Genomic DNA, 13,352 nt, shown 5'->3' on the forward strand with positions numbered 1-13,352 from the left:
GCGGCGGTCACCGGGGAGCTGGGCGGCTCCTGCGGTATAACCAGTGAGGAAAGAGCGAGGATGGTCAAGGTGGACAAGCGACGGCTGTTGGCAATGGGCCTGTGTCTGACGGCGTTTTCAGGCGCGGCGCTGGCGGATTCTCTGGATGCGCAACGTCAGCGTTACCAGCAGATCAAACAGGCGTGGGATGGCAATCAGATGGACGTGGTGGCGCAGCTGATGCCGACGCTGCGCGATTACCCGCTTTATCCTTACCTGGAATACCGCGAGCTGACACAGGATCTGAGCCAGGCGGGGTTCTCCGAGGTGAACGACTTTATCAAACGCCACCCGACGCTGCCGCCGGCGAAATCACTGGTGCCGCGCTTCGTCAATGAACTGGCGCGGCGCGAAGACTGGCGCACCCTGTTGGCCTTCAGCGCGCAGCCGCCCAAACCGGTGGCGGCGCGCTGCAACTATTACTACGCCAAATGGGCCACCGGCGACCAGCAGGCGGCCTGGAGCGGCGCCGACGAGCTGTGGCTGAACGGCAAAACGCTGCCGGGCGCCTGCGATCGTCTGTTCAGCGTCTGGCGTGGCGCGGGCAAGCAAACGCCGCTGGATATTCTGGCGCGCATGAAGCTGGCGCTGAAAGAAGGCAACAGCTCGCTGGTCAGCAACCTCTATAGCCAGCTGCCGGCCGACTACCAGACCATGGGCAACGCCCTGGTGCGCTTGCAAAACGATCCGACCACCGTGGAAGCCTTCGCCCGCAGCGTGGGGCCAACTGACTTTACCCGCGCCGCTACCGGCATCGCCTTTGAACGCCTGGCGCGGCAGGATGTGGAAAACGCGCGGGCGATGATCCCGACGCTCGCGCGGCTGCAGAAAATGAGCGACGACGAACGGCTGGGGTTGGAAGAGGCGGTGGCCTGGCGCCTGATGGGCAGCGACGCTACCTACGAGCAGGCGCAGTGGCGCGATCAGGTGATTCTGCGCAGCCGTTCGCCTTCGCTGTTGGAGCGCCGGGTGCGCATGGCGTTGGGCTATGGCGATCGGCAGGGCGTCGCGACCTGGCTGGCCCGCCTGCCGGAAGCGTCGCGCAACAAGGATGAGTGGCGCTACTGGCGCGCCAGTCAACTGATGGACGAAGGCAAACGCGCCGAAGGCGAGGAGATGTTGCGTAACCTGATGACCGAACGCGGCTTCTATCCGATGGTCGCGGCGCAGAAGCTGAACGCCACTTATCCGGTGATGGTGGCGGTGGCGGCCAAGCCGCGCACGTCGCTGGTCGACGGGCCGGAGGTCGCCCGGGTGCGCGAGCTGATGTACTGGAATATGGATAACCTGGCCCGCAGCGAGTGGGGCTCTTACGTCGCCAGCCGCAGCCGGCCGGAACAAGAGGCGCTGGCGCGCTACGCCTTTGAGCAAAAATGGGCCGATCTGAGCGTGCAGGCGACCATCGTCGGCAAGCTGTGGGATCATCTGGAGGAGCGCTTCCCGGTCGCCTGGCCGCAGGAGTTCCGCCGCGCGACCGATGACAAGGGGATCACCACCAGCTACGCGATGGCTATCGCGCGTCAGGAGAGCGCCTGGAATCCGAAAGCGCAGTCGCCGGTTGGCGCTACCGGCCTGATGCAGGTGATGCCGCGCACCGCGCAGCATACGGTGCAGATGTTCAATATTCCCGGTTACGTCGGCCCGAGCCAGCTGTTCGATCCACAGACTAACATCACCATCGGCACCAGCTATCTGGAGTCGGTCTATCAGCAGTTCGGCCGCAACCGCATCCTGTCGAGCGCCGCCTATAACGCCGGCCCGTCGCGGGTGAACACCTGGCTGGGCAACAGCGCGGGGCGGATCGATCCGGTGGCGTTCATCGAAAGCATTCCGTTCTCGGAAACCCGCGGCTACGTCAAGAATGTGTTGGCCTATGATGCGTTTTACCGCTATCTGACGCACCGGCCGGCCAAGGTGCTGACCGACGCCGAGTGGCAGAGACGTTATTGATTTTGACGGCCCTATGGTATGCTGCTGTACTAGTTAAATAGTATGGTGGCTGCCATGACGCAATTATCGTTAAACGACCCCGCTCTTTCAGAACAAGGCAATGAGGATTGGCTGCGCTTCGTCGCGCTGCTGCAGAATTCGTTTGCGCAAGAACTGCATCAACCGCTGCTGCAGCTGATGCTGACGCCGGACGAGCGCACCGCGCTGGGCACCCGGGTGCGAATCATCCAGGAACTGATGCGCGGCGAGATGAGCCAGCGCGAGCTGAAAAATGAACTGGGCGCGGGGATCGCCACCATCACCCGTGGATCGAACAGCCTGAAAGCGGCTTCACCCGAGCTGAAACAGTGGCTTGAGCAGCAGCTGTTGCACGACGCGCCCTAGCGGGCGCGGTGCTATTGCTGGTAGATGGCGTTGTGAAACGGCACCAGCGCCAGCAGCAGCGCCTGGTGGTAAACGCTGGTGCGGCTCAGCCGGCCGTCGGTGAAGACGCCGATGGCGCCGCCCTGGCGCTTCACCTCGGCATTGCCGGTGATCGCCGCCATTTCGCTGCCCAATTCGCGACCGGCGCGAATACCTTGTAAGATGACCTCCGGCAGCATCAGGCTCGCCGAGCGAGATTCGCCGCGGATGTGCGGGTTCTCGATGGTCATCCAGGCGAAGGTCATATTCTCTTCAATCCCGGCTTCCACGCCGACCCAAAAATCGGCCTCGGGCCTGACCTGGCGCGCTTCCATGACGCGTTGACGCGAGCCGGTGCGGGTTTCGTGATTGCCTATCGGCTGCAGCGAGACACCGCTGGCGACGTCAACGGATTCAATGCGGTATTGGCCTGCGCCAAAGACGTCATCGAAGGCCAGTTGAATAGCCTTGATCTTTGCCGGGTTGGTAGTTGCAGCGACAACATGGTACATAACGGGTTTGATATCCTTCTGGCCGATACGCCGGGCAGCGGCAAAAGCGCCACCGGGCCGGGGATAAATGCAAATTTCACGCAGTATAACGGAAAACAAAAATGTTACAGGTATACCTCGTTCGCCATGGCGAAACGGAATGGAACGCGGCTCGCCGCATCCAGGGTCAGTCCGACAGCCCGTTAACCGCCATGGGTGAACACCAGGCCCGTCTGGTCGCCAGGCGCGTCAGCAAAGAAGGCATTACGCACATCATTACCAGCGATCTGGGGCGCACGCGCCGCACCGCACAGATCATCGCCGACGCCTGTGGCTGCGAAGTGATTAGCGATCCGCGTTTGCGTGAGCTGCACATGGGGGTTCTGGAAGAACGCCTGATCGACAGTTTGACGCCGCAGGAAGAGCAGTGGCGCAAACAGATGGTCGATGGTACTCCTGACGGCCGAATCCCTCAAGGCGAATCCATGGAGGAGCTGGGCGAGCGCATGCGCGCCGCGCTGGAGAGTTGCCTGATGCTGCCTGAAGGCAGCAAGCCGCTGCTCGTCAGTCATGGTATCGCGTTGGGGTGTTTGATCAGTACGGTGCTGGGGCTGCCGGCCTATGCGGAACGCCGCCTGCGCTTGCGCAATTGCTCACTGTCGCGCGTCGATCACCAGCAGAGCCCGTGGCTGGCTTCCGGCTGGATCGTGGAAACGGCGGGCGATGTCACGCATTTGGACATGCCCGCGTTGGACGAACTGCAGCGTTAACGCCGAATCGGGATCAGGTAATCGCACTTGATCTCGATAGGTGCCTGATGCGGACGGCGCTCGCCTTTCGGATAGAAGCGCTCGATGTCGTGCCCTTTGCGGCGCGTCAGCTGGAGCGCCGGCAGGCAGGTGCCGTAGACCGTCAGAATAAAGTCTTGCAGTCCCTCGGTGGGCCCTTCGTAGCTGAACATCGCAAACTCACCGCCCGGCAACACCAGCGGCTGGCCTTCCTGTACCTTGTCAGGCACCTGATCCGGCTCCAGCGCCGTGGTGTACAGCACTTCCTGTTCGTCGTCCTTCTCCTGGCTCGGTCGCGAGTGGTGCAGCCCGTACAGCACCGGCGGCAGGGTTTCGACGTCACCGAGGAACTGACGCCAGAACTGTGAGCGCAGTTCGGTGCGCACGGTGGTGATCTGTTCCAGCGTACAGGAGTAGCTTTGGGTCAGGCCGACCAGCTGCTTGTCCGGCAGCGAGACGAACTCCGGCTGCGGCAAGGTGAAGGCTCCCAGACGGATCGGCGGACAGATGCCGAATGCATTCCAGTCTTCGGCGCGGCGGTACAGCGCCGGCGTTTGCGCAAACTGTTTTTTGAAGGCGCGGGTGAAGGTCTGCTGCGAGTCGAAGCGATATTGCAGGGCGATATCCAAAATCGGCCGGCTGGTCAAACGCAGCGCGACGGCGGCTTTGGACAGCCTCCTTGCCCGGATGTAAGCACCGATGGCGTTACCGGTAATATCTTTGAACATCCGTTGCAGATGCCATTTGGAGTAGCCTGCCTTGGCCGCCACGTTATCCAGCGACAAGGGTTGGTCCAAATGGCTTTCCAGCCAGCTAAGCAGATCACGAATGATACCGGCTTGATCCATAGATCTTCCTCGTAAAGCTTGGGGGTAGGAACCCGAACTGTTGATTCGTCACGCTGGTGCTGCGCTATCAGACCGATCCATGAGCCATTATGCGTTGCACTCTTTGCCTCTGCAGCGCATGCCGCGCCAGAGTTGGATTGGGGTACACCGTAGTGGGCGCAAAGAAATAACGACGCCGCATCATAGCAATTTTTTTACTCCGCGACTCTCAAAGATTTTTGTCACGCTCTGTGCTAAAACGGACGGTGCGGACCCGTAAAAAAACCGATTCCGTGAGCTTAGACATAAATAATGGCGACCGCCGAACCTATTTTTGCGGCAAGGTTATACCGGAGTTAAGTAAATGAAAAAAAGCTGGATATTTTTATTCGGTTTGGTTTGCGCAACCGTTGGCAGCGCGCAGGCGGAGCAGGTGGGCTCCGTTGATACGGTGTTTAAATTGTTGGGGCCAGACCACAAAATCGTAGTGGAAGCGTTCGACGATCCGGATGTTAAAAATGTAACTTGTTATATCAGCCGCGCCAAAACCGGCGGCATCAAAGGCGGCTTGGGGCTGGCGGAAGACACCGCCGACGCGGCCATTTCCTGCCAGCAGGTGGGGCCTATTGAGCTGAGCGACAAGATCAAAAACGGCAAGGCGGAAGGCGATGTGGTGTTCCAGAAACGCACCTCGCTGGTGTTCAAGAAGTTGCAGGTGGTGCGCTTCTATGACGCCAAGCGCAATTCGTTGATTTACCTGAGCTACTCCGACAAGGTGATCGACGGTTCGCCGAAGAACGCGTTGAGCGCGGTGCCGATCATGCCATGGGCTGAGACGAAATAAAAAAACGGGGTTCAGCATGCTGAACCCCGTTTTCATGACGGCAGGCCGGAATTACTCTTCCAGATCGCCGCAGAAGCGGTAGCCTTCGCCGTGAATGGTGGCGATGATTTCCGGCGTATCCGGCGTCGATTCGAAGTGTTTGCGAATGCGACGGATAGTGACGTCCACGGTGCGATCATGCGGCTTCAGCTCGCGGCCGGTCATTTTCTTCAGCAGTTCGCCGCGCGACTGGATCTTGCCCGGGTTTTCGCAGAAGTGCAGCATGGCGCGGAATTCGCTGCGCGGCAGCTTGTACTGTTCGCCGGCCGGGCTGATCAAAGAGCGGCTGTTGATGTCCAGCTCCCACCCGTTGAACTTGTAGCTCTCGACCAGACGGCGCTCTTCGCCGAGGCTGCCCAGGTTCATGGTGCGCGACAGCAGGTTGCGCGCGCGGATGGTCAGCTCACGCGGGTTGAACGGCTTGGTGATGTAATCGTCGGCGCCGATTTCCAGGCCGAGGATTTTGTCCACTTCGTTATCGCGACCGGTCAGGAACATCAAGGCTACGCTGGCCTGTTCACGCAGTTCGCGCGCCAACAGCAGGCCGTTTTTGCCTGGCAGGTTGATGTCCATGATGACCAGATTGATATCATTTTCAGACAGGATATTGTGCATCTCTGCACCATCATTGGCTTCATGAACAATGTAGCCTTCCGCCTCGAAAATGCTCTTCAGGGTGTTACGAGTGACTAACTCGTCTTCGACAATCAGAATGTGCGGGGTCTGCATATTTGCTACCTAAAATTGCCAACAAAATAGAAAATCGGAAGTACAGAAGTCTTTGTTTTCTTAGAGGAGGGCAGAGATAGCGCCACGTTCCCTCTCAGCAAATGACTAAAGTACGTAAACTCGTTCTTGATGCACTTTCCATCTCATGTCAACAAGATCGCTAGCCTGGTGGGGATGCTGTTCCCTACAACCCCTTGGGTGCCGAAACGGCGCATATCCTAACCCCATTAACAGCAATATAACAGCGCGTGCCGAATTCATCACCCAACAAAACTACGCTTTGTTGACATATATCAAATTCAATTGTAGCACGTTAACAGATTTGTGAAAAACACTTACAGAAATGCCAGTTTAAGTCACAGAACCTCAAATTCTGTGAACGATTCAGCATTATCCGGCCCGATAGGATACAATTATTCGCTTATTGATCATCGCGTTGTTTTAACTTATTGATAAATAAACGCAGTAAAACATAAGCGCGAATAATGACTATTACGACGGGTTTATTCGTTCAACGAGCCGTTTAATCTTGTTTGTTGCTATTAACGCGTTTATTGTTGCGTAATTGTAAATATAAGCGGGCGCTGCGCCATCGTCAAAAACGCAGGCCCGCCTTCGGTGGAAGAGTCATGCAGCTTCATATTGTTTTAGTGGCTCCGGCGCGGCCGGAAAATGTCGGCGCGGCGGCGCGCGCGATGAAAACCATGGGCTTCACGTCGTTGCGCATCGTCGACAGCGAAGCGCACCTGCAGCCGGCGGCGCGCTGGGTGGCGCATGGTGCCGGCGAGATCCTCGACGGCGTACAAACGTTCGCCACGCTGGAACAGGCGCTGGCGGGCGTGGATTTTACCGTCGCCACCACCGCCCGCAGCCGCGCGCGCTTTCACTACTACTGTACGCCGCCCGAACTGCTGGAACAGCTGAGCGAGCGTAAGCAGTGGGTCGGCCAGGCCGCGCTGGTGTTCGGCCGCGAAGATTCCGGCCTGACCAACGAAGAGCTGGCGCTGGCGGACTTGCTGACCGGCGTGCCGATGCAGGCGGACTATCCGTCGCTTAACCTGGGCCAGGCGGTGATGGTTTACTGCTACCAGCTGGCGAGCCTGATGGGTGTCAGTACACCGCAGGAAACGGCGGCGTCGGAAGGGCAGCTCAAGGCGCTGCGCCGCCGCGCCGATGCTTTGTTGAATACCCTGGATGTCGGCGATGACCAAAAATTGCGCGACTGGCTGCACCAGCGCCTCGGCGCGCTGCAACAACGAGATACGGCGATGCTGCATACGCTGCTGCACGATATCGAAAAAAAACTCGCCAAGTGATAGCGGCTCCATCAGACGGTTACCCAGCGTGATCCACTAGTAAATAGGCTTTAAGTTGTTTTTTTGTTCTGTCATTTTGCTTTTCACCTGTTGCATCGCGCATTACCGCCGCTGAACGGAAAATAAGCAAAAAAAAGAAATAGTTTGACTTGGGATAGCGATTGCTTTAACCAATAGAGGGGACAGAGTATTTCATGAGACAGACAGACAACATGCGCAACATCAGCCTGAAAACCACAATTATTACCACCACCGATACCACAGGTAACGGGGCGGGCTGACGCGCACAGGAAACACAGAAAAAAGCCCGCACCTAATCAGTGCGGGCTTTTTTTTCGGCTTAAATTCGGAGAGATCACACATGCGAGTGCTGAAATTTGGCGGAACCTCGGTGGCGAATGCAGAACGTTTTCTGCGCGTCGCCGACATCATGGAGAGTAATGCGCGTCAGGGACAGGTAGCCACGGTCTTGTCCGCCCCCGCAAAGATCACCAACCATCTGGTGGCAATGATCGACAAAACGGTGGCGGGCCAGGACATTCTGCCGAATATCAGCGACGCCGAGCGGATCTTTGCCGACCTGCTGAGCGGCCTGGCGCAGGCGCTGCCGGGCTTTGAATACGATCGTTTGAAAGGCGTGGTCGATCAGGAGTTCGCGCAGCTCAAACAGGTGTTGCACGGGGTCTCGCTGTTGGGTCAGTGCCCGGACAGCGTCAACGCGGCGATCATCTGCCGCGGCGAAAAGCTCTCCATCGCCATCATGGAAGGGGTGTTCCGCGCCAAGGGTTATCCGGTCACGGTGATCAACCCGGTGGAGAAACTGCTGGCGCAGGGCCACTACCTGGAGTCTACCGTGGATATCGCCGAGTCCACGCTGCGCATCGCCGCCGCGGCGATCCCGGCCGACCACATCGTGCTGATGGCCGGTTTCACCGCCGGTAACGACAAGGGTGAGCTGGTGGTACTGGGCCGCAACGGCTCCGACTATTCCGCCGCGGTGCTGGCCGCCTGCCTGCGTGCCGACTGTTGCGAAATCTGGACCGACGTCGACGGCGTGTATACCTGCGATCCGCGCACCGTGCCGGACGCCAGGCTGCTGAAATCGATGTCGTACCAGGAGGCGATGGAGCTTTCCTATTTCGGCGCCAAAGTGCTGCACCCTCGCACCATCACGCCGATTGCCCAATTCCAAATTCCTTGCCTGATAAAAAACACCTCCAACCCGCAGGCTCCCGGCACGCTGATCGGCAAAGACAGCACCGATGCCGATATGCCGGTGAAAGGCATCACCAACCTGAATAATATGGCGATGATCAACGTCTCCGGCCCGGGCATGAAAGGCATGGTCGGCATGGCCGCACGGGTGTTCGCCGTGATGTCGCGCGCCGGCATTTCGGTGGTGCTGATCACCCAATCCTCTTCCGAATACAGCATCAGCTTCTGCGTGCCGCAGGGTGAACTGCAGCGCGCCCGCCGCGCGCTGGAAGAGGAGTTCTATCTGGAGCTGAAAGACGGCGTGCTGGATCCGCTGGACGTCATGGAGCGCCTGGCGATCATCTCGGTAGTCGGCGACGGCATGCGCACCCTGCGTGGCATTTCAGCGCGCTTCTTCTCCGCGCTGGCGCGCGCCAACATCAATATCGTCGCCATCGCCCAGGGCTCTTCCGAGCGTTCAATCTCGGTGGTGGTCAGCAATGATTCCGCCACCACCGGCGTGCGCGTCAGCCACCAGATGCTGTTCAACACCGATCAGGTGATCGAAGTGTTCGTCATCGGCGTCGGCGGCGTCGGCGGGGCGCTGATCGAGCAGATCTACCGCCAGCAGCCGTGGCTGAAGCAAAAACATATCGACCTGCGGGTGTGCGGCATCGCCAACTCGCGCGTGATGCTGACCAACGTGCACGGCATCGCGCTGGACAGCTGGCGGGACGAGCTGGCCGGCGCGCAGGAGCCGTTCAATCTCGGCCGCCTGATCCGGCTGGTGAAGGAGTATCACCTGCTGAACCCGGTGATCGTCGACTGTACCTCCAGCCAGGCGGTGGCCGATCAGTATGTGGACTTCCTGGCGGACGGCTTCCATGTGGTAACGCCGAACAAAAAGGCCAACACCTCGTCGATGAACTATTATCAGCAACTGCGCGCCGCCGCCGCCGGTTCGCACCGCAAGTTCCTCTACGACACCAACGTCGGCGCCGGTCTGCCGGTGATCGAGAACCTGCAAAACCTGCTGAACGCCGGCGATGAGCTGGTGCGTTTCTCCGGCATCCTGTCCGGTTCGCTGTCCTTTATTTTTGGCAAGCTGGATGAAGGGCTGTCGCTGTCGGCGGCGACTCTGCAGGCCAGAGCCAATGGCTACACCGAGCCGGATCCGCGCGACGATCTGTCCGGTATGGACGTGGCGCGCAAGCTGCTGATCCTGGCGCGCGAAGCCGGTTACAAGCTGGAGCTGAGCGATATCGAGGTCGAGCCGGTGCTGCCGCCGTCCTTCGACGCGTCGGGCGACGTGGAGCATTTCCTGGCGCGGCTGCCGGAACTGGATAAAGAGTTCGCGCGCAACGTGGCCAATGCCGCCGAGCAAGGCAAGGTGCTGCGCTATGTCGGCCTGATCGACGAAGGGCGCTGTAAGGTGCGCATCGAGGCGGTGGACGGCAACGATCCGTTGTATAAAGTGAAGAACGGCGAGAACGCGCTGGCCTTCTACAGCCGTTATTATCAGCCGCTGCCGCTGGTGCTGCGCGGCTACGGCGCCGGTAACGATGTGACCGCAGCGGGCGTGTTCGCCGATCTGCTGCGCACACTGTCATGGAAGTTGGGAGTTTAATATGGTTAAGGTGTATGCACCGGCCTCGATCGGTAACGTCAGCGTCGGTTTTGATGTGCTGGGCGCGGCGGTTTCGCCGATCGACGGCACGCTGCTGGGCGACTGCGTCAGCGTGGAAGCCGCCGAGACGTTCAGTCTGCAAAACGCCGGGCGCTTCGTCAGCAAGCTGCCGGCCGAGCCGAAAGAGAACATCGTTTATCAATGCTGGGAGCGTTTCTGCCAGGAGATCGGCCGCGAAGTGCCGGTGGCGATGCGGCTGGAAAAGAACATGCCGATCGGATCGGGGCTGGGCTCCAGCGCTTGTTCGGTGGTGGCCGGGCTGATGGCGATGAACGAATTTTGCGATCGCCCGCTGGATAAGACGACGCTGCTCGGTCTGATGGGCGAGCTGGAAGGCCGCATTTCCGGCAGCGTGCATTACGACAACGTGGCGCCCTGCTATCTGGGCGGCCTGCAGCTGATGCTGGAAGAAGAAGGCATTATCAGCCAGGAAGTGCCGTGCTTTGACGATTGGCTGTGGGTTATGGCCTATCCGGGCATCAAGGTCTCCACCGCCGAAGCGCGCGCCATTTTACCCGCGCAGTACCGCCGTCAGGATTGCATCAGCCACGGCCGCTATCTGGCCGGCTTTATTCACGCCTGCCACACCCGGCAGCCGCAGCTGGCCGCCAAATTAATGCAGGACGTGATCGCCGAGCCGTACCGCACCCGGCTGCTGCCGGGCTTCGCCGAAGCGCGCAAGGCGGCGCAGGAGATAGGCGCGCTGGCCTGCGGCATCTCCGGCTCCGGCCCGACGCTGTTCGCCGTCTGCAACGACGGCGCCACCGCGCAACGCATGGCCGCCTGGCTGCAACAACACTATCTGCAAAACGACGAAGGTTTTGTTCATATTTGCCGTCTGGATACCGCAGGCGCTCGACTACTGGGATAACGCATGAAACTGTACAACCTTAAGGATCACAACGAGCAGGTCAGCTTCGCGCAGGCGATCAAACAAGGCCTGGGCAAGCAGCAGGGGCTGTTCTTCCCGCTGGAGCTGCCGGCGTTCGAACTGACCGAGATCGACCAGCTGCTGGAGCAGGACTTTGTCACCCGCAGCAGCCGCATTCTGTCGGCCTTTATCGGCGAAGAAGTGCCGGAAGCGGCGCTGAAGAAACGCGTACAGGCCGCCTTTGAGTTTCCGGCGCCGGTAGCGAAAGTGACGGAAGACGTCTCCTGCCTGGAGCTGTTCCACGGCCCGACGCTGGCGTTCAAAGACTTCGGCGGCCGCTTTATGGCGCAGATGCTGGCGGAAGTGGCCGGCGATCAGCCAGTGACCATTTTGACCGCCACCTCCGGCGACACCGGCGCCGCCGTGGCGCACGCCTTCTATGGCCTGAAGAACGTTCGGGTGGTGATCCTCTACCCGCAGGGCAAAATCAGCCCGCTGCAGGAAAAGCTGTTCTGCACCCTGGGCGGCAATATTCACACCGTGGCGATCGACGGCGACTTCGACGCCTGTCAGGCGCTGGTGAAACAGGCGTTCGACGATCAGGAATTGAAAGACGCGCTGCACCTGAACTCGGCCAACTCGATCAACATCAGTCGCTTGCTGGCGCAGATCTGCTACTACTTCGAAGCGGTGGCGCAGCTGCCGCAGGAAGCGCGCAATCAGCTGGTGATTTCGGTGCCGAGCGGCAACTTCGGCGATCTGACCGCCGGGCTGCTGGCCAAATCGCTGGGCCTGCCGGTGAAGCGCTTCATCGCCGCCACCAACGCCAACGACACCGTGCCGCGCTTCCTGACCAGCGGCCAGTGGCAGCCGCACGCTACGGTCGCGACGCTGTCCAACGCCATGGATGTCAGCCAGCCGAACAACTGGCCGCGCGTGGAAGAGCTGTTCCGTCGCAAGGTCTGGCAGTTGAAAGAGCTGGGTCACGCGGCGGTCAGCGACGAGACCACCAAAGACACGATGCGTGAGCTGGCCGAGCTGGGCTATATCTCCGAACCGCACGCGGCCATCGCTTACCGCGCGCTGCGCGATCAGCTGCAGGAAGGGGAGTTCGGGCTGTTCCTCGGCACGGCGCATCCGGCCAAGTTTAAAGAGAGCGTGGAAGCGATCCTCGGCCAGGAGCTGCCGTTGCCGAAAGCGCTGGCGCTGCGGGCCGATCTGCCGCTGCTGTCGCACACGCTGCCGGCCAGTTTCGGCGAGCTGCGCAAATTCCTGATGGCGCTGCCGGCCTGAAGTTCGGCAGGCTAGAAGGCGAAAAGCCGTCTTGCGACGGCTTTTTTTATGCCTGCTCCGGGCGTTTGAACACCAGTTCATTGCCTTGCGAAGCGGCTTCGTCGAAGGCGTAGCCTTCCAGGTTGAAGTCCGCCAGCTGCTCGCTGCGCGTCAGGCGGTTCTTGATGATAAAGCGGCTCATCAACCCGCGCGCTTTCTTGGCGTAGAAGCTGATGACCTTGAACTTGCCGTTCTTCTCGTCGAGGAACACCGGTTTGATCAGCGAGCCGTGCAGCTTGGCCGGCTTCACCGCTTTGAAATACTCGTCTGACGCCAGGTTGACCACCACGTCGTCGCCCTGTTGCTCCAGCGCTTCGTTGAGCTTTTGGGTGATCTGATCGCCCCAGAAGCTGTACAGATCTTTGCCCTTCGGGTTTTCCAGCTTGATGCCCATCTCCAGCCGGTACGGCATCATCAGATCGAGCGGCCGCAGCACGCCATACAGGCCGGACAGCATGCGCAAATGCTGCTGGGCGAAGTCGAAATCGGCTTCGTTGAAATCCTGCGCCTGCAGGCCGGTGTAAACGTCGCCCTTGAACGCCAGCAACGCCTGGCGGGCATTGTCCGGGGTAAATTTCGGCTGCCATTCGCTAAAGCGCGCGGCATTGAGCCCGGCCAGCTTGTCGCTGATGCTCATCAGGCTGGCGATTTGCGCCGGCGTCAGCGCGCGGCAAATTTTGATAAGCCGCTGAGACTTGTCCAGCAGTTCGGGCTGCGTGAAGCGTTTTGTCGCCAGCGGGCTGTCGTAATCGAGCGTTTTTGCAGGGGAAATAATAACGAGCATGGCCAGATCCTGTTTATCCAAGTGCGCATACTGTAGCAAAAAGCGCGGAAAAAAGGGGC

General features: G+C 59.8%; 13 protein-coding genes and 1 other annotated feature. Of the genes, 9 read left to right on the plus strand and 4 right to left on the minus strand.

All coding sequences use genetic code 11. The annotated features are described in order from the left end of the window. The first annotated feature begins 60 nt into the window (after positions 1–60). On the plus strand, positions 61–1,989 hold the full coding sequence (sltY, locus tag AC2CGI_RS14740; RefSeq protein ID WP_076740928.1) for a murein transglycosylase: 1,929 nt from the start codon (positions 61–63) through the stop codon (positions 1,987–1,989). Positions 1,990–2,043: 54 nt separating this feature from the next. Then, a complete protein-coding gene (gene trpR, locus AC2CGI_RS14745; protein ID WP_004933017.1) occupies positions 2,044–2,373 on the plus strand; it encodes a trp operon repressor in 330 nt (109 codons plus the stop codon). An 11-nt stretch (positions 2,374–2,384) separates the two neighbouring features. On the opposite strand, the gene yjjX is transcribed toward trpR, so the two are convergent. Continuing rightward, complete coding sequence (gene yjjX, locus AC2CGI_RS14750) at positions 2,385–2,903, minus strand: inosine/xanthosine triphosphatase (protein ID WP_004933015.1); 519 nt, start codon at positions 2,901–2,903, stop codon at positions 2,385–2,387. Positions 2,904–3,004: 101 nt separating this feature from the next. On the opposite strand from yjjX, the gene gpmB reads away from it, so the two are divergent. Further along, positions 3,005–3,652 carry a 2,3-diphosphoglycerate-dependent phosphoglycerate mutase GpmB gene (gpmB, locus tag AC2CGI_RS14755; protein WP_004933012.1) on the plus strand — a complete coding sequence of 216 codons (648 nt, stop codon included), beginning with the start codon at positions 3,005–3,007 and terminating at the stop codon, positions 3,650–3,652. On the opposite strand, the gene robA is transcribed toward gpmB, so the two are convergent. After that, on the minus strand, positions 3,649–4,518 hold the full coding sequence (gene robA / locus AC2CGI_RS14760) for an MDR efflux pump AcrAB transcriptional activator RobA (protein WP_015376605.1): 870 nt from the start codon (positions 4,516–4,518) through the stop codon (positions 3,649–3,651). The two genes, gpmB and robA, sit on opposite strands and share 4 nt — an antisense overlap. Positions 4,519–4,861: 343 nt before the next feature. Between robA and creA the strand changes: the two genes are divergently transcribed. After that, on the plus strand, positions 4,862–5,341 hold the full coding sequence (creA, locus tag AC2CGI_RS14765; RefSeq protein WP_004933005.1) for a protein CreA: 480 nt from the start codon (positions 4,862–4,864) through the stop codon (positions 5,339–5,341). A 51-nt stretch (positions 5,342–5,392) separates the two neighbouring features. On the opposite strand, the gene arcA is transcribed toward creA, so the two are convergent. Next, positions 5,393–6,109, minus strand: a complete 717-nt coding sequence (arcA, locus tag AC2CGI_RS14770) for a two-component system response regulator ArcA (protein ID WP_004933003.1) — start codon at positions 6,107–6,109, stop codon at positions 5,393–5,395. Between the two features lie 629 nt (positions 6,110–6,738). Here arcA and AC2CGI_RS14775 point away from each other — a divergent pair. From AC2CGI_RS14775 to thrC, 5 genes are all read left to right on the plus strand, one after another. Further along, entirely contained in the window at positions 6,739–7,425 is a 687-nt protein-coding gene (locus AC2CGI_RS14775; RefSeq protein ID WP_021505374.1) for a tRNA/rRNA methyltransferase, read from the plus strand. Between the two features lie 212 nt (positions 7,426–7,637). After that, entirely contained in the window at positions 7,638–7,706 is a 69-nt protein-coding gene (gene thrL / locus AC2CGI_RS14780) for a thr operon leader peptide (protein WP_086581142.1), read from the plus strand. Next, positions 7,645–7,762 (plus strand) — a sequence feature (Thr leader region). Its footprint overlaps the gene before it by 62 nt. Before the next feature lie 24 nt (positions 7,763–7,786). Further along, a complete protein-coding gene (gene thrA, locus AC2CGI_RS14785) occupies positions 7,787–10,246 on the plus strand; it encodes a bifunctional aspartate kinase/homoserine dehydrogenase I (protein ID WP_004932996.1) in 2,460 nt (819 codons plus the stop codon). A 1-nt stretch (position 10,247) separates the two neighbouring features. Then, positions 10,248–11,177, plus strand: coding sequence for a homoserine kinase (gene thrB / locus AC2CGI_RS14790; RefSeq protein WP_004932993.1), 930 nt, complete (start codon positions 10,248–10,250; stop codon positions 11,175–11,177). A gap of 3 nt (positions 11,178–11,180) precedes the next feature. After that, complete coding sequence (gene thrC, locus AC2CGI_RS14795) at positions 11,181–12,470, plus strand: threonine synthase (protein ID WP_015376606.1); 1,290 nt, start codon at positions 11,181–11,183, stop codon at positions 12,468–12,470. 46 nt (positions 12,471–12,516) lie between these two features. Here thrC and yaaA read toward each other — a convergent pair whose 3' ends face one another. Further along, a complete protein-coding gene (gene yaaA / locus AC2CGI_RS14800; protein ID WP_076740929.1) occupies positions 12,517–13,293 on the minus strand; it encodes a peroxide stress protein YaaA in 777 nt (258 codons plus the stop codon). Positions 13,294–13,352: the final 59 nt, after the last annotated feature.

The sequence above is a fragment of the Serratia sp. LSHTC3 genome, from assembly GCF_057197125.1.